Below are 22,747 nucleotides of genomic sequence, written 5' to 3' on the forward strand. Positions count from 1 at the left end.
TCGGCGGCTTCGTCCGTACTCCCGGCACGCGACTACGCTGGGACCGTGACAGCCGACGAACTCCCCGATCTGACCACGTACGACGGCGTCCTCTTCGACCTGGACGGCGTGCTCACCCCCACCGCCGAAGTGCACATGCACGCGTGGCAGGCGATGTTCACCGAGCTCTTCACCGACTGGGGGATCACCCCCGCCTACACCGAGCGCGACTACTTCGACTACCTCGACGGGAAGAAGCGCTACGACGGCGTCGCGAGCCTGCTGCGCTCCCGCGACGTCGAGGTGCCGTGGGGCGAGCCGTCCGATCCGACGACCGCCGACACCGTCTGCGGCATCGGCAACCGCAAGAACGTCGTCTTCGAGCGGGTGCTCCGCGACGAGGGGATCGCGCCCTACCCGGGCTCGCTCGCGCTCGTCGAGAAGCTGCAGGCCGCCGGCGTCCCGATCGCCGTCGTGTCGAGCTCGAAGAACGCCGAAGAGGTGCTGCGCGCCGCCGGCATCCGCGACCGCTTCCCGGTCGTCATGGATGGCGTGATCGCGGAGAACGAGAACCTCCCGTCCAAGCCCGCGCCGGACGTCTTCCGGGAGGCCGCCCGGATGCTGGGGGTCGACCCTGCCCGCAGCGTCGCCGTCGAGGACGCGCACTCCGGCGTCCAGTCCGCCGCGGCCGCCGGCTACGGCCTCGTCGTGGGCGTCGACCGCGGCGTCGGCGCCGCGACCCTGATCGCCAGCGGTGCGCACGTCGTCGTGGACGATCTGGCCGCGTTCGTCTCCTGATCTTCCCGAGCTTGACCGTTCCCGAGCCACCCGAGAGGCCGCACATGATCGATCGCGATCGCTTCCCCGTCGATCCGTGGCGTCTCATCGAGACGCGCCCGTCGCTGGAGGACGTCGGCCTGACGGAGACCCTCTTCGCGATCGGCAACGGCTACCTGGGCCTGCGCGGCAACCAGCCGGAGGGTCGCCACGCGCACGAGCACGGCACCTTCATCAACGGCTTCCACGAGACGTTCCCCATCCGCCACGCCGAGCAGGCGTACGGGTTCGCCGAGGAGGGGCAGACGATCATCAACGCCCCCGACGCCCAGGTGATGCGGGTGTACATCGAGGACGAGCCGTTCGCGTTCGACACCTCGGACATCCGCGAGTACGAGCGCGTCCTCGACATGCGGGAGGGCGTGCTCACCCGGCACATGCGCTGGACGACCCCGAGCGGCAAGGACGTCTCCATGGAGATGCGCCGCATGGTCTCGTTCGAGGAGAAGCACCTCGTCGTCATGAGCGTGACGGTGACCGTGCTCAACGCGGACGCCCCGGTCACCGTCAACTGCCAGATCATCAACCGGCAGGACGGCGCCGACGTGTACGGCGGGACCGCCCCCCACCTGTCGAAGGCGGGATTCGACCCGCGGAAGGCGGAGCGCATCCAGGACCGCGTCCTGCTGCCGCAGGAGTTCTGGCAGGACGGCCCGCGCACCGCGCTGTCCTACCGCGTGGCGGCATCCGGGATGTCGATCGCCGTCGTCGCCGACCACCAGATCGAGACCGAGAACGAGTACGACCACCGCACGCTGATCGAGGCCGACATCGCCAAGAACGTCTTCCGTGCGCAGGCCAAGGCGGGCGTCCCCATCACCGTCACGAAGACCGTGAGCTACCACACCTCCCGCGGCGTGCCGGCCCGCGAACTCGTCGACCGGGGCCGGCGGGCCCTGGACCGCGTCCGCGACCAGGGTGTGCAGGCGCAGTTCGACCGGCAGGCCGCGTGGTGCGCGGACTTCTGGAACCGCTCCGACGTGCAGATCGGCGGTCACGACGACCTGCAGCAGGCGACGCGCTGGTGCCTCTTCCAGCTCGCGCAGGCCGCGGCGCGCGCCGACGGACTGGGCGTCCCGGCCAAGGGCCTGTCCGGGTCGGGGTACAGCGGCCATTACTTCTGGGACACCGAGATCTACGTGCTCCCGTTCCTCATGTACACGACGCCGCTGTGGGCGCGCAACGCGCTGCGCATGCGCCACCTGATGCTGCCGGCGGCCCGCAAGCGGGCCGGTCAGCTCAACGAGGCGGGGGCCCTCTTCCCCTGGCGCACGATCAACGGCGAGGAGGCCTCGGCGTACTACGCCGCCGGCACCGCGCAGTACCACATCAACGCCGACGTCACCTTCGCGCTCGCGAAGTACGTGCGTTCGACGGGGGACGAGGAGTTCCTCCACCGCGAGGGCGTCGACATCGCCGTGGAGACCGCGCGCCTGTGGGCGACGCTCGGGTTCTGGCGCTACTCCGAGACCGGACCCGACAGCTTCCACATCCATGGCGTCACCGGCCCCGACGAGTACACGACCGTCGTCAACGACAACCTGTTCACGAACGTCATGGCGCGGTTCAACCTGCGCTTCGCAGCGCACGTCATCCGGGACATGCAGCGCGACGCGCCCGAGGCGTACCGGCATGCCGTCCAGCGACTGGATCTCGACCCGTCCGAAGCCGAGGCGTGGGACGCCGCCGCCGACGCCATGCACATCCCGTATAGCGAAGCCCTCGGCATCCACCCGCAGGATGCCGTCTTCCTCGAGCGCGAGATGTGGGACCTGGAGAGCACCCCGCCGGAACAGCATCCCCTGCTGCTGCACTTCCACCCGCTCGTGATCTACCGCTACCAGGTCCTCAAGCAGGCCGACGTCGTGCTGGCCCTGTTCCTGCAGGGCAACCACTTCACGCCCGAGGAGAAGCTCGCCGACTTCGAGTACTACGACCCGCTCACGACGGGCGACTCGACGCTGTCGGCCGTCGTGCAGTCGATCCTCGCGGCGGAGGTCGGGTACCAGGATCTGGCGCTGGAGTACTTCCACGAGTCGCTCTTCGTCGACCTCGGCGACCTGCACCACAATTCCTCCGACGGCGTGCACGTCGCGTCCGCCGGCGGTGTGTGGACGGCGTTGGTCTCCGGCTTCGGCGGCATGCGCGACTACTTCGGCGCCCTGACGTTCGACCCGCGTCTGCCCGCGGACTGGCCGTCGCTGTCGTACACGCTGCACTGGCACGGCACGCCGCTGCGGGTCGGCGTCACGCGCGACGCGCTGACGATCATCGCGGGGGAGGAGGGTGAGCCCGTCTCCTTCTCGGTGCGCGGCGAGGACCACGTCATCGCCCCCGGCGAGACGGTGGTCGTGAGGCTCGATGGCCAGGGGCCCGTGCTGCCCGGCCGTCCGACGCTCGGCGATATCGGCGAGTCGCTGCGGGAGGACGGCACGCTGCTGTCGGCCTCCGTGCCGACCACGACGACGAGCATCCCGATCGTGACGGCGGCGATCCCCATCGTCGGCGGCGACGTGAGCCACCTCGGCGTGGACGCCTGATCGCGCCGGCGGTCCGCCGTCAGGCGGGCACGGACTCGGCGACGACCGCGCGGGCCGCGTCGCGCCCGGCGCGGTTCGCTCCGACCGTGGACTGCGACGGGCCGTAGCCGATCAGGAACAGGCGCGGCTCGTCGATCGCGCGCCCGTTCGCGACCCGGATGCCGCCTGCTGCGGTGCGCAGCCCGAGCGGGGCGAGGTGGGCGATGTCCGGCCGGAACCCGGTGGCCCAGAGGATGACGTCGGCCGGTTCGACGGTGCCGTCGGGCATGCGCACGCCGTGCTCTTCGATCGCGGCGAACATCGGATGCCGCACCAGCACGCCCCGGTCCTGAGCGGCCTGCGCCCACGGCGTCCAGTGCTGTCCGGTCACCGAGATGACGCTCCCCGGCGGCAGCCCGCGGCGCACCCGCTCCTCGACGCCGGCGATGGCGGCGACGCGGGCCGCGGTGTCGAACTCCGTCGCGTCCCACACGACCTCGTGGCGGGTGACCCAGAACGTGTCGGCCACGCGCGAGATCTCCTCGAGCAGCTGCACGGCGGAGATGCCGGCGCCCACGATGACGACGCGGAGCCCCGCGAACTCGTCGGCCGACACATAGTCGTGCACGTGCAGCTGCCGGCCGGCGAACCGCTCCTGACCGGGATAGTGCGGCCAGAAGGGCCGCCGCCAGGTGCCCGTGGCGTTGATCACGTAGCGCGCGGCCCACGCGCCCTGGTCGGACTGGACGAGGAGGCGCCCGGACGGCGAGTCGTCGAGGCGCCGCACCGCCGAGACGGTGACCGGCCGGAGCACCCGCAGATCGTGGCGCTCCTCGTAGTCGGCGAAGTAGGCGGGCAGGACGTCGCGGCTGGACGCGTGCGGATCGGCGGGAGGGACGGGTGCGCCGGGCAGCTCGTGGATGCCGTTGACCGTCCCCATCCGCAGGGACGCCCAGCGGTGCTGCCACGCCCCGCCGGGGGCGGCGTCGGCGTCGAGGACGATGAACGACGGGTCTGTCGGGGACGCCGGGACGAAACCGCGCCGGCGTAGATGGTACGCGGCGGAGAGCCCCGCTTGACCGGCGCCGATCACGGCGACGTCGACGGGGGCGGGCTGCACACGGGGTGCAACGCCGCGGCGGCGGGACGTGTTCCCGGGGCCTGCTCCGCGGCGGGCGCGATGTCGGCGGCACGCCGTAGTCTGGTGTCGTGACCACCGCCCTGTACCGCCGCTATCGTCCCGAGACGTTCGGCGAGATGATCGGGCAGTCGCAGGTGACCGAGCCGCTCATGACCGCGCTGCGCGGCGACCGGGTGGGGCACGCCTACCTCTTCTCCGGCCCGCGCGGCTGCGGCAAGACGACTTCGGCGCGCATCCTCGCGCGGTGCCTGAACTGCGCCGCCGGGCCGACCGATACCCCGTGCGGCACCTGCGACAGCTGCGTGGAGCTCAGCCGCGGCGGCGGGGGATCGTTGGATGTCGTGGAGATCGACGCCGCGTCGCACAACGGCGTCGACGACGCACGTGATCTCCGCGAGCGCGCGATCTTCGCCCCCGCCCGCGACCGGTTCAAGATCTTCATCCTCGACGAGGCGCACATGGTCACGGCTCAGGGCTTCAACGCGCTGCTGAAGCTCGTCGAGGAGCCGCCGGACCACGTCAAATTCATCTTCGCGACGACCGAGCCCGAGAAGGTCATCGGGACCATCCGCTCCCGCACCCACCACTACCCGTTCCGCCTCGTCGCGCCGGGCCCCATGCTCGAGTACGTCGAGCAGCTCTGCCGCACCGAGAACGTGCAGGTCGAGCCCGGCGTCCTGCCGCTCGTCGTGCGCGCGGGCGGCGGGTCGCCCCGCGACACGCTGTCGCTCCTGGACCAGCTGATCGCCGGATCGGAGGACGGCGCCGTCAAGTACGAGCGCGCCGTCGCCCTCCTCGGCTACACGCATGCCGAGCTCCTCGACGAGGTCGTCGATGCGTTCGGCGCCCACGACGCGGCCGCCGCGTTCTCCGCCGTGGACCGCGTCGTGCAGACCGGGCAGGATCCGCGCCGCTTCGTCGACGACCTGCTGGAGCGGCTCCGCGACCTCATCATCGTCTCGGCGACCGGCGCCGGCGCCGCCGCCGTGTTCCGCGGCATCACGGCGGACGAGCTCGACCGCATGGGCCGTCAGGCGGCCGCGTTCGGCACCGACCGGCTGTCCCGCATCGCCGACCTCGTCGTCGCGACGCTCGACGACATGACCGGGGCCACGTCGCCGCGGCTGCAGCTCGAGCTGCTCGTGGCGCGCGTGCTCGCCGGAGGTGAGGGCGCGGCGCCGGTCGCTGCGCCGGCGCCTGCCGCGGCCGTGTCCGCCCCGACATCGCCGCCACGCGCCCCCGCTGCGCACACACCGGAGACTCCGGCGCCCGTCGCTGCCGGTTCCGGCTCACCGGGGATCGGGGCCTCGGGTGCGGCGACCGCCATCCCGGCCGCGGAGGCACCCGCCGAGCCCGCACCCGCCCCGGTCCCGACCGGACCCATCACGTTCGAGCAGATCCGCGACGCGTGGCCGGAGATCCTGAACCGCCTGGAGCCTGTCAGCCGCTCCTCGTGGATGATCGCGACCGCTGCGCGCCCCGTCGCCTACTCCGACGCCGGGGTGCTGACGCTGTCGTTCCAGAGCCAGGCCGACGTCACGGCGTTCAAGAAGCTCAATGCCGGTCAAGGGCCGAGCGAAGACCTGCGCGGCGCGATCCACTCCGTCCTCGGCGTCCGCGTCAAGTACGTCGCCAAGCACGACTCCGACCCGACCCCGCCGCCGTCCGGCGGCCCGGGCGGCGGCTCCGGCGGCGGCTCCGGTCCCGCCGCGCCCGCCGGAGGCACCGGACCGCGCCCGGGCGCAGCGTCCCGTCCGTCCGCCGCACCCGCGGCCTCGCGCCGCTCCGCCGCTCCGGCGCCGTCCGCGGCCGCCGCGGCACCGGTCACCGAGTGGGCCGTCGCGCCGATCCCGACCTCCGACGACGCGCCCGCGGCATCCTTCACGGCCGACGCAGCGCGGGCGGCGGCCGCCCCGCTCGCCGTCGACGACGAGCCGGAGGAGGCCGAGTCCGCCCCCGTCCGCACGCTCACCCTGCCGCGCGAGGGCGACATCATCCCGCTCCCCGACGAGGCGCCGGACGACGAGGAGGACGTCCCGCCGCCCCCGGACGACGACGCGCCCATCCCCGCGCGCGCCCCGGTCGCCGTCGAACGCCCCGCCGTCGAGCGCCCGCCCGCCCGCGCGCCCCGCCGCGGCGGCATCGAACGCGTCGGCGAGGCCGTGGTCCGGCAGGTGCTCGGCGCGACCTTCGTCCGCGAGGAGCCCTACACCGCGCCGACGACGAGGTTCAGCTAGCCATGTACGACGGCATCGTCCAAGACCTGATCGACGAGTTCGGGCGCCTCCCCGGCGTCGGCCCGAAGTCGGCGCAGCGCATCACCTTCCACATCCTGCAGACGCCGACGTTCGACGTCTCCCGGCTCGCGACGCTGCTCGGCGAGCTGCGCGAACGCGTGCGGTTCTGCGAGATCTGCGGGAACGTCTCCGAGCAGGACCGCTGCGGCATCTGCCGCGACCCGCGCCGCGACGACACGCTCATCTGCGTCGTCGAAGACGCCAAGGATGTCTCGGCGATCGAGCGGACCCGCGAGTTCCGCGGTCTCTACCACGTGCTCGGCGGCGCGATCAGCCCGATCGCCGGCATCGGTCCCGACGACCTGCGCATCACCCAGCTGATGCAGCGCCTCGCCGACGGCCGCGTGCAGGAGGTCATCATCGCCACCAACCCCAACCTCGAAGGGGAGGCGACGGCGACCTATCTCAGCCGCCTGCTGCACACCCTTGAGATCAAGGTCACCCGCCTCGCGTCGGGGCTGCCGGTCGGCGGCGACCTGGAGTACGCCGACGAGGTCACCCTCGGCCGCGCGTTCGAGGGACGCCGCAGCGTCTGATGCGCGCCGTCTGATGCCCGGTACGACCGTCTCCGGACGGGGCTGGCTGCTCTACGGCGCCATGGCCCTGCTCTGGGGCGTGCCGTACCTGCTGATCAAGGAGTCCGTCGAGACGTTCTCGCCCGCCGCCGTCGTCGCGGGGCGGACGCTCCTGGGTGGACTCATCCTGCTGCCCATCGCGCTGCACCGCCGCGCGCTCCGGCCCGCGCTCTGGCTCTGGCCGTGGGTGCTGGCCTTCGGCGCCATCGAGATGGCCGGCCCGTTCGTCCTCCTCGGCCACGCCGAGCAGACCCTCCCGTCCGGGACGACGGGGCTGCTCGTGGCGACCGTCCCGCTCTTCGCCGCCATCATCGCGCTCCTCCGCGGCGACCGCACCGCGCTCTCGCCCCTTCGCGCGATCGGCCTCCTCACCGGATTCGCCGGCGTCGCCGTCATCGTCTCCGGGCCGGGGCTCGCCGTGGGCGGCGACCCGGCGGCGCTTCTCGCCGTCGGGGAGGTGCTGCTCGTCGCGCTCCTCTACGCCATCGCGCCGTTCATCATCGCGACGAAGCTGGCCGGCGTTCCCTCCCTGGGCAGCATCACGGTCTCGCTCCTCGCCGTCGGGATCGCCTACCTCCCCATCGCGCTGCTCACGCCGCAGGAGCCGCCGACGCTGCGCAGCGGTCTGTCGCTCGTCGCCCTCGGCGTGCTCTGCACCGCCGTCGCCTTCGTCGCCTTCTTCGCCCTCATCGGCGAGGTCGGTCCGGTGCGCGCGCCGCTGTTCACCTACGTGAACCCGATCGTCGCAATCCTGCTGGGCGTGCTCCTCCTCGGCGAGCACCTCACGACCGGCCTGCTCCTCGGCCTCCCGCTCGTGATCGCCGGATGCTGGCTCGCCGCGACCGGCGGCCGACTCCGGCCGCGCCGACCCCCGGAACTGCCGCCCGCGGTCTGACCGGTCGGCGCCCACCCGGCCGGCCGCTCCGTTCAGCCGAGCGGCGCGAACGCGTCCGGGTCGTTCGTGAGGACGACGCGGAGCGCGTCCTCCACGTCGGTGTCGTCGAGCGTGTACGTCGCGTCGATGCGCTCCTCGGCGGCGTCCTCGTCGTCCTCGCCGTCCTCGTCGCTCGCCCGCTCGCGCAGCTCGAGCACGGCGTTGTCGATGGCGCCGCCGGCGTCCTCCAGCCCGAAGAAGCGGTAGGCGTCCACGACGGCATCCACGGGGTAGACGTCGTCGTTCATGTGCAGCTCCACCGCGTTCAGCAGCCCGCCGTCCATCACGAGGCCGTGGAAGGTGAGGACCGTCAGCAGCGCGGCATCGCCCGGGTGCGTCGCCGCGGCGGGGGAGTCGAGGTCGAGCGCTCGGTTCCAGATCTCGTCGACGTGGGTGCTCATACCTCCACGGTACGCCGAGTGCCGGATCCTGACACATGGCATCGCCGGAATCCGCGGCTCCGTAGAATGGTCCTTCGGGTGCGGCATCCGCCCGCCCGCCGGCCTCAGCGTGCCGGCCATCATCCGGGAGTCGCACACGTGGCGCTGATCGTCCAGAAATACGGCGGGTCGTCGGTCGCCGACGCCGAGAGCATCAAACGCGTCGCGAAGCGCATCGTCGACACGCGTCGCGCAGGGCACGACGTCGTCGTGGCCGTCAGCGCGATGGGCGACACCACCGACGAGCTGCTCGACCTCGCCGCCCGGGTCGCCCCCATCCCCGCGCCGCGCGAGCTCGACATGCTGCTCTCCAGCGGCGAGCGGATCTCGATGGCGCTCCTGGCCATGGCCATCCACTCGATGGGCTTCGAGGCGCGCTCCTTCACCGGCAGCCAGGCCGGCATGATCACGGATGCCACGCACGGCGCGGCGCGCATCGTCGACGTCACCCCCGTCCGCCTCCGCGAGGCGCTCGATGAGGGCGCCATCGTCATCGTCGCCGGGTTCCAGGGCTTCAACCGCGACACCCGCGACATCACCACCCTCGGCCGCGGCGGGTCGGACACGACCGCCGTCGCCCTCGCCGCCGCACTCGAGGCGGACGTGTGCGAGATCTACAGCGACGTCGACGGCATCTACACCGCCGACCCCCGCGTCGTGCCGAGGGCCCGCAAGCTCGACGTCATCTCCGCCGAGGAGATGCTCGAACTCGCCGCCAACGGCGCCAAAGTCCTGTACATCCGTGCGGTCGAATACGCCCGCCGGCACGGTGTCATGATCAACGCCCGGTCGACCTTCAGCTCGGGGCAGGGCACGTACGTGCTCGGACCCGGGATGACGGCGCCGGACCTCGGAGAGGAATCGACCATGGAAGAGCCGATCGTCGCCGGTGTCGCCACCGACCTCAGCCAGGCCAAGATCACGATCATCGGCGTCCCGGACGTGCCCGGCAAGGCGGCCGAGATCTTCACGGTCGTCGCCAAGTCCGGCGCGAACGTGGACATGATCGTGCAGAACGTCTCCGCCGCCGCCACCGGCCGCACCGACATCTCCTTCACGCTGCCCAAGGCCGACGCCGCCACGGCGCTCCGGGCCCTCGCCGGCGAGCAGGCCGACGTCGGGTTCGAGAGCCTCGTGCACGACGACCAGATCGGCAAGCTCTCCGTCGTGGGGGCCGGGATGCGCACGCACTCCGGCGTCTCGGCGACCCTCTTCGAGGCGCTGTCCACGGCGGGCGTCAACATCGAGATGATCTCGACCTCGGAGATCCGCATCTCCGTCGTCGTCCGCGGCGACGACCTCGCCGAGGCCGCGCGGGTCGTGCACACGGCGTACGGCCTGGACGGCGACACCGAGGCCGTCGTCTACGCCGGCACCGGCCGCTGACCACGTCCGGGGCCGGCGCGCCCGGCTCGCTGCGCCGCGCTCGGGGCCGGCGCGCCCGGCTCGCCGAAGTCCGGCGATCAGCCCGGATCAGGCGGATTCCGCGCGGATCGGCCTGAGCCCGGCAGATCGCCTGAGCCGCGGCGCTGCCCGGACCGGCAGGAAAGCGCCGGGATGCGGCAGTCGCGGCCTGCAACAGAGGGGATGCCGGCATCCGGCGGCCGGTAGAATCGCGGGAACGCCCGATCGGGCACCCTCCCCGCTCCACCGCAAGGACACCGCCATGACCCGTATCTCCGATTCCGGACTCTCCGTCGCCGTCGTCGGCGCCACCGGCCAGGTCGGGACGGTCATGCGGGAGATCCTCATCGAGCGCGCGTTCCCGATCGGCGAGCTGCGCCTGTTCGCCACGGCCCGCTCCGCGGGCACGGCCGTCGAGTTCGCCGGGCACACCGTCATCATCGAGGATGTCGCGACCGCCGACCCCGCAGGCATCGACATCGCGCTGTTCTCCGCCGGGGCGACGGGCTCCCGTGCGCACGCGCCCCGTTTCGCCGAGGCCCGCGCCGTCGTCATCGACAACTCCAGCGCGTGGCGGATGGACCCCGAGGTTCCCCTGGTCGTGAGCGAGGTCAACCCGCACGCGATCCTGGACCTGCCCAAGGGCATCATCGCGAACCCGAACTGCACGACCATGGCCGCCATGCCGGTCCTGAAGCCCCTCCACGCCGAGGCGGGCCTCGAGCGCCTCATCGTGAGCACCTACCAGGCCGTCTCCGGCTCGGGCATCGCCGGCGCGCAGGAGCTCCTCGGCCAGGTCGAGGGCGTGCTCGCGCAGGGCGACACCCTCCGCCTCGTGCACGACGGCTCCGCCGTCGAGTTCCCGCAGCCCGAGAAGTACGTCGCGCCGATCGCGTTCGACGTCATCCCGTTCGCCGGCAACCTCGTCGAGGACGGCCTCAACGAGACCGACGAGGAGAAGAAGCTCCGCAACGAGAGCCGCAAGATCCTCGAGCTCCCCGACCTCCGCGTCGCCGGCACGTGTGTGCGGGTCCCCGTCTTCACCGGCCACTCGCTGTCGATCCACGCCGAGTTCGCGCGTGAGATCAGCCCCGAGCGCGCCCGCGAGCTGCTCGCCGGCGCTCCCGGCGTCACCCTCGAGGAGGTGCCGACGCCGCTGCAGGCCGCCGGCAAGGACCCGAGCTTCGTCGGCCGCATCCGCGCCGACCAGTCCGCCCCCGAGGGCAAGGGCCTCGTGCTGTTCCTCAGCAACGACAACCTGCGCAAGGGCGCGGCCCTGAACGCCGTGCAGATCGCCGAGCTCGTCGCCGCCCGTCTCGGCGCGGGCGTCTGACCCGACGTTCGGCGGGACGACCGACGCGGACCTTGCCCCCTGGCAAGAAGCGCGTTCCTTGACGCTCCGCCGACCCGCTCTCCGGTCGGCCGCCCCTGAATCGGCGCCTAGACTGGAACATTGTGAGTGAGACAGTCGACGTCGCCCTGATCGGCGGTGGCATCATGAGCGCCACCCTCGGAACCCTGCTCAAGCAACTGCAGCCGGACTGGAAGATCGTCGTCTGCGAACGCCTCTCCGAGGTGGCGCAGGAATCCTCCAACGCCTGGAACAACGCCGGCACCGGCCACGCGGCCCTCTGCGAGCTGAACTACATGCCCGAGGGCAAGGACGGCTCCGTCGACCCCGCCAAGGCCGTCGCGATCAACGAGCAGTTCCAGCAGAGCCGTCAGCTGTGGGCCTCGCTCATCGAGCGCGGCATCCTCGATGAGCCGTCCACCTTCATCAGCGCCACCCCGCACATGACGTTCGTGCAGGGCGAGAAGGACGTCGCGTACCTCAAGAAGCGCTACGAGGCGCTGAAGACCCAGCCGCTGTTCCAGGGCATCGAGTACTCCGAGGACTCCCGGGTCATCAACCAGTGGGCGCCGCTGCTCATGCAGAAGCGCCGCAAGACCGACGAGCCCTTCGCCGCGACGCGCGTGCCGGCCGGCACAGACGTGGACTTCGGTGCGCTGACCCGTCAGCTCTTCGACCACCTGCAGGAGCAGGGCGTCGACGTCGTCACCAACTGCGAGGTGCGCAACCTCACGAAGCAGAAGGACGGCACCTGGAAGGTCGCCTACCGCAACGCCCTCGGCAAGACCCCGGGGAGCTTCAACGCGCGCTTCGTCTTCGTCGGCGCGGGCGGCTGGGCCATCAAGCTACTGCAGCGCTCCGGCATCCCGGAGATCAAGGGCTACGGCGTCTTCCCGATCGGCGGCCAGTTCCTGAAGACCGCGAACCCGGCCGTCGTGGCGCAGCACAAGGCCAAGGTGTACTCGCAGGCCTCCGTCGGCGCGCCGCCCATGTCGGTGCCGCACCTGGACACCCGCGTCGTCGACGGGGAGTCCTCGCTCCTGTTCGGTCCCTTCGCGACCTTCAGCCCCAAGTTCCTCAAGCACGGCCGGCTCACCGACATCGTCGCGCAGGTGCGCCCCGGCAACCTCTGGCCCATGATCAAGGTCGCCCTCGACAACCCGAGCCTCATCAGCTACCTCGTCAGCGAGCTGCTGAAGAACCACAAGAAGAAGGTCGACGCGCTCCGCACCTTCATGCCGACCGCGAAGGACGAGGACTGGGAGCTCATCCAGGCCGGTCAGCGCGCGCAGGTCATGAAGAAGGACCCCGAGAAGGGCGGCGTGCTCCAATTCGGCACCGAGGTCGTCACCTCCGCCGACGGCACCATGTCCGGTCTCCTCGGCGCCTCGCCGGGTGCCTCGACGGCCGTCTCCATCATGCTCGGCCTCCTGAAGACCTGCTTCCCGGACCGCGTCGCCGAGTGGGGGCCGGCTCTCGCCGAGCTCATCCCGAGCTACGGCGAGACGCTCAACGGTGACGCGGAGAAGGCCCGGCAGTCGGTCGCCGCGACGGCGGAGGCACTGGCGATCAACGCCTGAGCCCACCGTCTAGCCTGGGAGTCATGCGCTCTCGACGGATGCCGGCACTCCTCGCGGCGGTCGTCGCGCTCCTGTTCGTCCTCGTGCCCGCGGGCGTCGCGCACGCCGACGTCGACGACTTCGAGTTCGAGTCGTTCACGGGCGACTACTACCTGAGCCGCGCGACCACCGGGAAAGCCCAGCTGTACGTCGAGGAGACGATGGTCGCACTCTTCCCGGATGCCGACCAGAACAAGGGCCTCGTCCGCGCGCTGCCGAAGACGCAGTCCGGCATCGACCTGGACACCCAGGTGCTCGAGGTCTCCGGTCCAGAGGGCGCCGCCGTCCCGTGGTGGACCGAGGAGGACGAGGACTGGGTGTACGTCCTCACCGGCGACGACGACTACGTGCAGGGCCGCCACAGCTACACCTTCCGCTACACGATGAGCGACGTCGTCATCCGGTATCCCGACACGCAGGCCGACGAGTTCTACTGGGACACCGTCGGCACCGATCACGCGCAGGACGTGGCGGATGCGGACATCACGGTGCACCTGACGGGCACGGTCGCGCGCGACTACCTCGAGGGCAGCGCCTCCTGCTACGAGGGTCCGGAAGGCTCGACGGACGTCTGCGAGCTCGCGGGTCCCGAGCCGGACGGCGACTGGTCCTACGACGCCGCCTCCTGGGCGGCCTGGCACGGCGCGTCCGCGGCCGGCGCCGTCGCGTTCACGGTGCAGGCGGGCCCGCTCGCCGCAGACGAGAACGTCTCGGTCGCGCTCGGCTTCACCGTCGGCGCCTTCGCGGCGGCGAGCCCCCCTCCGCCTCCGCCGTACCCGTGGTGGCAGTGGATCGTCCCCGTGCTCGGGATCGCGGTCGGCGTGCTGGGGCTGCCGCTCATCCTCCTCGTCCGCGCACGCCTGCGCCGGAACCCCGACGACAACCCTGTCCTCGTGCAGTACTGGCCCGCAGAGGACGAGTCGCTCACCCTGTCGGCCGGCGTCCTGGACGTGCCCGCCCGGGCGCTCGCCGCCCACACCGTCGACCTCGCCGTGCGGGACAAGCTCGAGATCCACGGCACGGGCGACCGCGACGCCCCGGAGGACTTCGACCTCGTCCTCACGGACGTCAGCGGTCTCGACCACGACGACAAGCGGGTCGTGCAGACGCTGTTCGGGCGGAAGTCGAAGCCCGGCTCCCGCATCGCCCTGAAGACCTTCGCGAGCGCCGCGCCCAAGCGGGCGGTCACGTATGTGCGGCGCATCGACGAGTTCACGATCCAGCGCGGGTACCGCGCGGCCCGGCCCGGGTGGGTGGAGGGCCTGCGGTGGGGGATCGGCGTCGGCGCCGTGGTCCTCGGCGCGCTGCTGCTGTTCGGCGCTGCCGACGTCGACGTCATCCCGTTCCCCTTCCTCGCCGCGGCGTTCCTGGCCTGCGTCCTCGCCGTCATCGCCTCGTTCGCGGTGCCGATGCCGGCGACGGTGCTGACGGTCGCCGGGGGCATGCATGCGCACGAGCTCGACGGCATCCGCGAGTACCTGCGCCTCGCCGAGGAGGAACGCCTGCGCGCCGCGCAGACGCCGCGCACCGCCGACCTCGTCTCCTCCGGCCGGCGCTCTTTCGGCGACGAGGCACCGGGCACGGTGGTCAACGTCTACGAGCGCCTGCTGCCCTATGCCGTCCTGTTCGGGATGGAGGAGGAGTGGGCAGCCGTCATCCGTGCGCAGCTGCCCACTGACCGGCTCGAGGCGCGAACAGGTCTCTTCGATGCGCTGTCGTCGCGCTCGCTCGCCGACGCGTCGTCCTCGGTGGGACGCCTCGCCGCGACGCCGGTGTCGACCTCGAGCGGATCCGGGTCGTCGTGGAGTTCGTCGAGCAGCGGATGGTCCTCGTCCGGCGGGTCCTTCGGGGGCGGGTTCTCCGGCGGCGGGGGAGGCGGCGGCGGCATCGGCGGCCGCTGACGCGAATGAGACTCTGGTCGCTGCACCCGTCGATTCTCGACCGCGCCGCGCTTGTGGCGTGCTGGCGGGAGGGGCTGCTCGCGCAGAAGGTGCTCGCCGGCGGGACGAAGGGGTATACCCGCCATCCGCAGCTCCACCGCTTCCAGCAGGTGGAGGATCCGCCGGCCGCCATCGGGCATTTCCTGCAGGCGCTGCAGGCGGAGGCGACCGCGCGGGGGTACCGCTTCGACACCACGCGCATCGCGCGCCCGGATGCCGCGAACCCCGCCGTCCCGGTGACCTCCGGGCAGCTGGAGTACGAGCTGGCGCACCTGCGCCGCAAGGTGGCCGAGCGCGCGCCGCTCTGGCTGCCCCGGCTGCCGGAGGTCGCCGCGCCCGCGCCGTCCTTCGTCGAGGTGCCCGGCGGGATCGAGGGGTGGGAGCGGCCCTGAGGGGCCCTAGAATCGATCGGTGGCCAAACTGTACTTCCGCTACGGCGCGATGAACTCCGGGAAGTCCACGGCCCTGCTGCAGGCGGCCTACAACTACGAGGAACGCGGGCAGCGGGTGCTGCTGGCCAAGCCCGAGATCGACACCAAGGGCGCCGACAAGATCGCGAGCCGCCTGGGCGTCGAACGCACCGTCGACTTCCTCGTGGCCCCGGATGCCGACCTCCGCGCGCTGTTCACGACGCATCGTGCCCGTGTCCGCCGGGAGTCCGACAGTGCGCTCATCCCCGATCCGGTGCCCAGCGGCTCACGTCCCGACGTCGCATGCCTCCTCATCGACGAGGCGCAGTTCCTGATGCCTGCGCAGGTCGACGATCTGCTGCGCATCGCCGTGAACGACGGCATCCCGGTCATCGCCTACGGCATCCGCACCGATTTCCAGACCAGCGCCTTCCCCGGTTCCGCGCGACTGCTCGAGATCGCGCACAGTCTGGAGGAGCTCAAGACCATCTGCCGCTGCGGCAGCAAGGCGCTCTTCAACGCCCGGCTCGTCGGGGGCCGGTTCGTCTTCGACGGCGACCAGGTCGCGATCGACGAGCTGAGCCCCGACCGCGTCACCTACGAGTCGATGTGCGCGGACTGCTACCTGAGCGAATCGGGCGGACGCCTCCGGTAGCCATCCTTCAGCCGTTTGCAAGGTCAGACCATGGCGACTAGTGTGGTCCGACAGCAGACGAAGGGAAGCGCATGTCACCGCAGACCACCGCACGGGCCTGGCGTGTCGTGCTCGAGAAGATCGAGAACGACCTCCTCGAGGGGAAGCTCGGGCCGGGCGACCGGCTGCAGCCCGAACGCGAACTCGCCACGACGCTCGGCGTCGGGCGCTCGAGCGTCCGCGAGGCGCTGCGCGTCCTGGAGGTCATGGGCCTCATCCGCACCGGGACGGGATCGGGGCCTACGTCGGGCGCCATCATCGTGGCGACACCGCTCGGCGGGCTCTCGCAGTTCCTGCGACTCCAGGTCGCCGCGCAGGGCTTCCCCATCGGCGATGTCGTGGAGACCCGTCTCCTGCTCGAGGACTGGACCGTCGGGCGTCTCGCCGAGACCGACGAGCCCGAGCTCGCCGAGGCGCTCGCCACCCTGCAGGCCATGAGCGAGGACGGCGTCACGACGGAGGAGTTCCTCGCCCTCGATTCCCAGTTCCATGTGCGCCTGGCCGATGCCACCGGCAACCAGATCGTCGCGGCGACGATGGGCGGTCTCCGCACCGCGATCGAGGGGTACGTGCTCACCGGGTCGCAGCGCCTGACCGACTGGGACGCCACCGCGGCGCGCCTCGTCCACGAGCACCACGGCATCATCGAGGCGATCACGGCGGGGGAGCCCGACACCGCCCGCGAGCGCGTCCGCGCGCACATCACCGGCTATTACGCGGCCACCGGTCTCTCGGCCGAGTGACCCCTCACGGAAGGATCACCATGGTTCAGCGCCAGCTGCCCAAGGTCGGCGAGCTCCTCGAGCTCATGCAGTTCAAGAAGCCCGAGCTCGACGGCACGAAGCGCCGCCTGGAGGGCGCGCTCACGATCGCCGATCTCCGCACGATCGCGAAGCGCCGCACCCCGAAGGCCGCGTTCGATTACACCGACGGCGCCGCCGAGGGCGAGCTGTCGCTCGCGCGGGCCCGGCAGGCCTTCGAGGACATCGAGTTCCACCCCGACATCCTGCGACCCGCCGCGAGCGTCGACATGTCCACGGAGATCCTGGGCGGCCGCTCGGCGCTGCCGTTCGGCATCGCTCCGACCGGCTTCACGCGTCTCATGCAGACCGAGGGCGAGATCGCCGGAGCGGGCGCCGCCGCGGCCGCCGGCATCCCGTTCACGCTCTCCACGCTCGGGACCACGTCGATCGAGAATGTCCGCGCCGCCAACCCGCACGGCCGCAACTGGTTCCAGCTGTACGTCATGCGCGACCGGGAGATCTCCTACGGGCTCGTCAAGCGCGCCGCCGAGGCCGGTTTCGACACGCTCATGTTCACCGTGGACACCCCCGTCGCGGGGGCCCGGCTGCGCGACAAGCGCAACGGGTTCTCCATTCCGCCGCAGCTGACGGTCGGCACGATCGTCAACGCCATCCCGCGCCCGTGGTGGTGGATCGACTTCCTCACGACGCCGAAGCTGGAGTTCGCCTCCCTCACCACGACCGGCGGCACGGTCGGCGAGCTGCTGGATGCCGCGATGGACCCGACCATCGGCTACGACGACCTCGAGGTCATCCGCAGCCTCTGGCCCGGGAAGATCGTCGTCAAGGGTGTGCAGAACATCGCGGACAGCAAGCGCCTCGTGGACCTGGGTGTGGACGGCATCATCCTGTCCAACCACGGCGGCCGGCAGCTGGACCGCGCGCCGATCCCGTTCCACCTCCTCCCGCACGTCGTGCGTGAGGTCGGCAAGGACGCCACCGTGATGATCGACACCGGCATCATGAACGGCGCCGACATCGTGGCATCCGTCGCGCTCGGCGCGAAGTTCACGCTCATCGGGCGCGCCTACCTCTATGGCCTGATGGCCGGCGGGCGCCGCGGCGTCGACCGCACGATCGCCATCCTGCGCAGCGAGATCGAGCGCACCATGAAGCTGCTCGGCGTCTCGAGCCTCGAGGAGCTCGAACCGCGCCATGTGACGCAGCTGCAGCGGCTCAGCCCTGTGGCGGTCCCGGCCGCGCACGCCGCCCGGCCGCGCCAGGTCGCCGCGAAGGGCTGACGCTCAGCGCACCGGGAGGGTGGGCACGAGCTCCTCGAGATAGGAGATCGTGTCCTCCCACCCGGTGACCGCGTGGCAGGTGACGCCCATCGCGAGGACGGGGTAGTCGTTGCCGTTCTCGTCGAGGCGGTCGCCGACGAAGAGCATGTCGTCCAGGGCGATGCCGGTCTGGTCGGCGAGCTGCCGCATGCCGTACGCCTTGTCGATGCCGCGCTGGGTGATGTCCACCGAGGTGGATCCGCCCGAGCGCACCTCCAGGTCGGGGATGCGGGCCTGCACGGCCTCGCGCAGGGTGTTCTTCTTCTCGCCCGTCGGGTCCCACGCCATCTTCGCGTCGACGGGTGCGCTCTGGCCGAGCGCGGAGAACGTGATCTGCGAGCCGCGGTCCTCGAGGATGTCGCCCCACGTCTCCGACTCCCAGAGTCCGAGGCGGCGCGCCTCCTCCTCGACGGCGGTCAGGGCGCGGGTCTTCTCGTCGTCGGTGAGCGCGTGCGCGTAGACGGTCTCCACGCCGTCGCCGGTGATCCGGTAGTACTGCGTTCCGCAGGTCGGCAGCAGGTGGATGTGGTGGAGGACGGCGGTGCCCGCCGCCGGCAGGCGATCCACGACCTGCTTCTGGAACTGTGCGAGCTGGCCGCCGGAGATGATCGCGACCTCGACCCGCTCGGCCAGCGCGACCAGCAGTTCGCCCATGCGCGGCGCGATGGCGCTCTTGGAGGGGGCGAGCGTGTCGTCCAGGTCGAAGGCGACGAGGCGGGGAGTGGTCATTGCTGCTCCTGATCGGGTTCCGGTCTGCGACGATGCGAAAGGCCCCGTCCCCGGCCTTCGCAGACCGGGGACGGAGCCTCTCCGTTGTCGGGGTGACAGGATTTGAACCTGCGGCCTCGTCGTCCCGAACGACGCGCGCTACCAAGCTGCGCCACACCCCGTGGCAACCCCCCGAGTCTACCCTGTTCGGGCGCTCGGGACGAATCGGCTCACCCGGTGGGCCGGAGGGTGAGGACGGACACCTCGGGCCGGCACCCGAAACGCACGGGGGCGTAGATCGAGTGTCCGAGGCCCGCGCTGACGTTCAGCGGGATCGTCCGCTGCGCGTGGGTCCAGGAGCTCAGTCCGCGGGCCTGATCGAGGGGGATGTCGCAGTTCGCGACGAGCGCCTCCGGCGAGAACGGGATGCGGACCTGGCCCCCGTGCGTGTGCCCGGCGAAGAGGATGTCCGCGCCCGCGTCGGTGAAGCGGTCCAGGACGCGGCGGTAGGGGGCGTGCGTCACGCCGATCGTCAGGTCCGCCGCGGCGCGATCCTGGAGCCGCTCCAGCGCGGCGAGGGATGCCGGGATGTCGTCCCAGTCGCGATGCGCGTCGTCGATCCCGAACGCGTCGACGCGCAGTCCGCCGACCTCGCGTGTGGCCGCGGTGTTGTCGAGGTCGGTCCAGCCCAGCTCATGGGTGAAGAAGTCGTCCATCGTCGCGGTGTCGATGCCGGGCGCGGCCCGTCCGTGCCGCGAGGGCCCCGAGAAGTACTTCAGCGGGTTGCGGGCGGAGGGGCCGACGCGGTCGTTGGATCCGTGCACGTAGAGGCCCGGGATGCCGCGCAGCGGCGCGAACGCGCGCCGGATGCCCTCGAGTCCCCGCTCATGGCCGAGGTTGTCGCCGGTGTTGATCACGAGGTCGGGCTGCACCGCGTCGGCGATCCGCGCGATCCAGCTCTGCTTGTACCGCTGCCAGGGCGCCATGTGCGCGTCGGAGAGGTGCAGGATGGTCAGCGGCGCCGCGCCGCGGGGGAGCAGCGCCAGCTCGTGCCGGCGGACGGCGAACAGGTACCGCTCGATCCCGACGCCCCAGACGGCAGCGCCGGCGCCGAGCGCCGCGACGGCGCCGGCCCCGACGAGCCAGGGGCTCGCGGGGCCGGCGCCGCGACGCCTGGGCGCGCCCGTCACGGGCGCCCGGTGCACTTGTCGGCCTCGTACGCGACGGTGACCTTCGTGCCCCGGCTGATCATCGTGCCGGCGGCCGGGGAGGTGCCGGTGACCTGGCCGTCCTTCGGCGCGCCCGCCTTCTCGGTGCACACGGCCTCGACGTCGGTGATCCCGACGGCGCGCAGCTGCTGGGCGGCGTCCTGCGGGGTCCCGTTCACGGCCGGAACCGCGACGCCCTGCCCGTTGCTCGGACGGATCGTGACGTTCGCGCCCGCCGCGGAGCGCCCGGCGCCCGGATCCTGCTGCACGATGGTCCCGGCCGACTCGGCGCCGTCGACGGGGTCGCCGACGGTGACCGAGAAGCCCGCGCCCTCGAGCGTCCGCCGGGCGTCGTCGACCGACATCCCGATGACGCTCGGGAGGGTGACGAAGCTGCGCTTCGTGAGCCCGGCATCCGGTTCGGGGAAGGCGTCGCCGCCGTACCTGGCGTTCGCGGCGCGCTGCATCACCGGCCAGATGGCGTTGCGGATGCGGGAGAGGACCCAGCCGCTCTCGTAGTAGTTGTTGAGCTTCTTCTTGCCCATGACGTTCCCGACCCACACGACCGTGGCGACCTTCGTGGACGCGCCGTCCATCCAGGTGTGCTCGTACTCGTGGATACCGGTCTTGCCGAAGATGGGGGTGCGGTCGTAGGTCTTCGCGCCCACACCGGTGCCGTCCATGACGCCCTGGAGCGTGTAGGCCGCGGTGGCCGCGACGGCCTCGCTCATGACCCGCTCGCACTTGGTGTCGGGGATGGGCTGATCGACGCCGTCCGCGTCGAGCACCCGGTCGATCGCCTTCGGGGCGCAGAGGATGCCCTTGCCGGCGATGGCGGCGTACGCGGCAGCCATGTCGATCGGCGCGACGGCCTGGTCGCCCAGGACGTTGTAGGCGAAGTTCGTCTGGTCCAGCGGCCCGCCGTCACCGAGCATGACGCCCATCTTCATGGCGATCCGGTTCGTGCTGCACACCGTGATCTTCTCCGCCATGGACAGGAAGCCGGAGTTGAGGGAGTCCTTCGTGAAGTTGTAGACCGTGCCGTTGTAGCCGTTGCTCTTCTCGAAGTTCCCGACGTGACCCGCCTGCTCGGAGTTGTCCGCCTGGACGGTCTGCGTCTGCCCGTCGCAGGTCTGCACCTTCTTGGTGCCGACGCGACCGTTCACCATCTCGTTGACCGAGTGGCCCTGCTCGAGCCAGTTGATGAGGCTGAACACCTTGTACGTCGAGCCGGCGGAGTGGCCGCCGCCGCCGTTCTTCTCCCGCACGTTGTAGTTGACGGCGGTCGTGGTGACGCCGTCGCCGCCGGAGGCGTCGTAGGGGCGGTTCTGCACCATCGACAGGACGCGGCCCGTGCCGACTTCGAGCTGGATGCCGGAGGCGCCGAGGTCCATGTACCCGACGCTGCCGGGGACGACGCCGATGGCCTCGCGGGCCGTCGCCTGCAGTTCGTAGTCGAGGGTGGTGTAGATCCTGAGCCCGCCGCGGCGGAGGGCGGCCGCGCGGTCCTCCGGGGTGGGGCCGAAGGCCTCATCGTTCTTGATGACAGAGGTCACGTAGTCGCAGAAGAACTCGGCGCCGGTGGCGGTCGTGCAGCCTTGCGTGCGCTGGGTGATGTTCGGTTCGATGGGCAGCGCCTTGGCCGCGTCGTGCTCCTCCTGCGTGATCTTGCCGTCTTCGAGCATGCGGGAGAGCACGTAGTTGCGGCGGTCGAGGGTCAGCTTGTAGCCGTCCTCCGCGCTGTTGATCGGGTTGCCGGCGCTGTCGTTGGTCGACCCGGCGGGCCGGTCGATGCGATAGGTGTTCGGCTCCTGCACCATGCCGGCGATCGTCGCCGCCTGCGCGATGGTCAGCTGGTCGGGGGTCGTGCCGAAATAGTGCTGCGCCGCGGCGCCGATGCCGTACACGACGCCGCCGAAGTGCGCGATGTTGAGATACCCGATGAGGATCTCGTCCTTCGAGTACTCCTTCTCGAGCTGGATGGCGTAGCGCATCTCCTGCAGCTTGCGCTGGTAGCCCTCAGCGCCTTCGGCGACCGTGGTCTGGAGGTAGCAGTTCTTCACTTCCTCCTGGTTCTTCGCGCTCAGCTCGCAGTTCTGCTGCAGCACGTTCTTGACGTACTGCTGCGTGATCGAGGATCCACCGCGCTGGTTGCCGCCGACGGCGTTGTTGACGACCGCGCTCAGCGTGCCGACCAGGTCGACGCCGCCGTGGGCGTAGAAGTTCTTGTCCTCACTGGAGAGCATCGCGTCGTACATGACCGGCGCGACCTTGTCGAAGGTCGCGGGGATGCGGTTCTGGTCGTAGAACTCCGCGATGCGGACGTCGCTGCCGTCCTGGCCCTTGGCGTAGATCTGGGTCGGCAGCATGAGCTTGTCGATCTCGAGGTAGCTCGGCATGTTGTCGAACACCGTGATCGCGCTGGATGCCGCATAGCCGGAGACGGCGATCGCGGGGGTGACCGTTGCGGTGACGAGGACGCCGGCCACGGCGCTCAGGCCGACGAGACCGAGCAGTCCGCCGAGCACACCGCTGGCCGTCCGTTTCTTCTGGGGCATAGGGTTGATCGTAAGGGAGATACCTGGGGGAAGCCTCGGGGGCTCTCCCG

The 22,747-nt window shown here is 71.2% G+C and carries 18 protein-coding genes and 1 tRNA gene; 13 read left to right on the plus strand and 6 right to left on the minus strand.

Features of this window, described 5'->3' with window-relative positions; genetic code table 11:
- The first annotated feature begins 45 nt into the window (after positions 1-45).
- Positions 46-777: an HAD family hydrolase gene (locus tag BR85_RS01525; RefSeq protein ID WP_028494928.1), complete on the plus strand. Its 732-nt coding sequence runs from the start codon at positions 46-48 to the stop codon at positions 775-777.
- 44 nt (positions 778-821) lie between these two features.
- Entirely contained in the window at positions 822-3,356 is a 2,535-nt protein-coding gene (locus tag BR85_RS01530; RefSeq protein ID WP_036272116.1) for a glycoside hydrolase family 65 protein, read from the plus strand.
- Positions 3,357-3,375: 19 nt separating this feature from the next.
- Here the strand turns inward: BR85_RS01530 and BR85_RS01535 are convergent, their stop codons facing one another.
- On the minus strand, positions 3,376-4,455 hold the full coding sequence (locus BR85_RS01535; protein WP_028494929.1) for an NAD(P)-binding domain-containing protein: 1,080 nt from the start codon (positions 4,453-4,455) through the stop codon (positions 3,376-3,378).
- An 89-nt stretch (positions 4,456-4,544) separates the two neighbouring features.
- On the opposite strand from BR85_RS01535, the gene BR85_RS01540 reads away from it, so the two are divergent.
- From BR85_RS01540 to BR85_RS01550, 3 genes are read left to right on the plus strand one after another with little or no spacing between them, the layout of a single operon-like run.
- On the plus strand, positions 4,545-6,713 hold the full coding sequence (locus tag BR85_RS01540) for a DNA polymerase III subunit gamma and tau (RefSeq protein ID WP_028494930.1): 2,169 nt from the start codon (positions 4,545-4,547) through the stop codon (positions 6,711-6,713).
- Positions 6,714-6,715: 2 nt separating this feature from the next.
- Positions 6,716-7,309: a recombination mediator RecR gene (gene recR / locus BR85_RS01545; protein WP_028494931.1), complete on the plus strand. Its 594-nt coding sequence runs from the start codon at positions 6,716-6,718 to the stop codon at positions 7,307-7,309.
- 13 nt (positions 7,310-7,322) lie between these two features.
- Complete coding sequence (locus BR85_RS01550) at positions 7,323-8,243, plus strand: DMT family transporter (protein ID WP_036272118.1); 921 nt, start codon at positions 7,323-7,325, stop codon at positions 8,241-8,243.
- 32 nt (positions 8,244-8,275) lie between these two features.
- Here BR85_RS01550 and BR85_RS01555 read toward each other — a convergent pair whose 3' ends face one another.
- Positions 8,276-8,683 carry a hypothetical protein gene (locus BR85_RS01555; RefSeq protein ID WP_028494932.1) on the minus strand — a complete coding sequence of 136 codons (408 nt, stop codon included), beginning with the start codon at positions 8,681-8,683 and terminating at the stop codon, positions 8,276-8,278.
- Positions 8,684-8,821: 138 nt separating this feature from the next.
- Between BR85_RS01555 and BR85_RS01560 the strand changes: the two genes are divergently transcribed.
- The 8 genes from BR85_RS01560 (at position 8,822) to BR85_RS01595 (ending at position 18,184) form a co-directional block, all read left to right on the plus strand.
- Positions 8,822-10,108, plus strand: a complete 1,287-nt coding sequence (locus BR85_RS01560; protein ID WP_028494933.1) for an aspartate kinase — start codon at positions 8,822-8,824, stop codon at positions 10,106-10,108.
- Between the two features lie 280 nt (positions 10,109-10,388).
- Positions 10,389-11,459, plus strand: coding sequence for an aspartate-semialdehyde dehydrogenase (locus BR85_RS01565; protein WP_028494934.1), 1,071 nt, complete (start codon positions 10,389-10,391; stop codon positions 11,457-11,459).
- Positions 11,460-11,581: 122 nt separating this feature from the next.
- The gene (locus BR85_RS01570) at positions 11,582-13,057 is read left to right on the plus strand and encodes a malate:quinone oxidoreductase (protein WP_036272120.1); all 1,476 of its coding nucleotides are present in this window, start codon (positions 11,582-11,584) and stop codon (positions 13,055-13,057) included.
- A 23-nt stretch (positions 13,058-13,080) separates the two neighbouring features.
- Entirely contained in the window at positions 13,081-14,997 is a 1,917-nt protein-coding gene (locus tag BR85_RS01575; RefSeq protein WP_081782636.1) for a DUF2207 family protein, read from the plus strand.
- Positions 14,998-15,002: 5 nt separating this feature from the next.
- The gene (locus tag BR85_RS01580) at positions 15,003-15,428 is read left to right on the plus strand and encodes a pyrimidine dimer DNA glycosylase/endonuclease V (RefSeq protein ID WP_028494936.1); all 426 of its coding nucleotides are present in this window, start codon (positions 15,003-15,005) and stop codon (positions 15,426-15,428) included.
- A 19-nt stretch (positions 15,429-15,447) separates the two neighbouring features.
- Positions 15,448-16,101 carry a thymidine kinase gene (locus BR85_RS01585; protein ID WP_028494937.1) on the plus strand — a complete coding sequence of 218 codons (654 nt, stop codon included), beginning with the start codon at positions 15,448-15,450 and terminating at the stop codon, positions 16,099-16,101.
- A gap of 71 nt (positions 16,102-16,172) precedes the next feature.
- The gene (locus tag BR85_RS01590; RefSeq protein WP_036272121.1) at positions 16,173-16,883 is read left to right on the plus strand and encodes a FadR/GntR family transcriptional regulator; all 711 of its coding nucleotides are present in this window, start codon (positions 16,173-16,175) and stop codon (positions 16,881-16,883) included.
- 20 nt (positions 16,884-16,903) lie between these two features.
- Complete coding sequence (locus tag BR85_RS01595) at positions 16,904-18,184, plus strand: alpha-hydroxy acid oxidase (protein ID WP_028496165.1); 1,281 nt, start codon at positions 16,904-16,906, stop codon at positions 18,182-18,184.
- Between the two features lie 3 nt (positions 18,185-18,187).
- Here BR85_RS01595 and BR85_RS01600 read toward each other — a convergent pair whose 3' ends face one another.
- The 4 genes from BR85_RS01600 to BR85_RS01615 form a co-directional block, all read right to left on the minus strand.
- Positions 18,188-18,952: an HAD-IIB family hydrolase gene (locus BR85_RS01600; protein WP_028494938.1), complete on the minus strand. Its 765-nt coding sequence runs from the start codon at positions 18,950-18,952 to the stop codon at positions 18,188-18,190.
- Between the two features lie 87 nt (positions 18,953-19,039).
- A tRNA-Pro gene (locus BR85_RS01605) sits at positions 19,040-19,113 on the minus strand.
- Positions 19,114-19,161: 48 nt separating this feature from the next.
- Complete coding sequence (locus BR85_RS01610) at positions 19,162-20,013, minus strand: metallophosphoesterase (RefSeq protein ID WP_231478598.1); 852 nt, start codon at positions 20,011-20,013, stop codon at positions 19,162-19,164.
- Positions 20,014-20,117: 104 nt separating this feature from the next.
- Positions 20,118-22,697, minus strand: coding sequence for a transglycosylase domain-containing protein (locus BR85_RS01615; protein ID WP_028494939.1), 2,580 nt, complete (start codon positions 22,695-22,697; stop codon positions 20,118-20,120).
- Between the last annotated feature and the right edge of the window lie 50 nt (positions 22,698-22,747).

The sequence above is a fragment of the Microbacterium sp. UNCCL10 genome, assembly GCF_000746195.1.
GTDB lineage: Bacteria > Actinomycetota > Actinomycetes > Actinomycetales > Microbacteriaceae > Microbacterium > Microbacterium saccharophilum.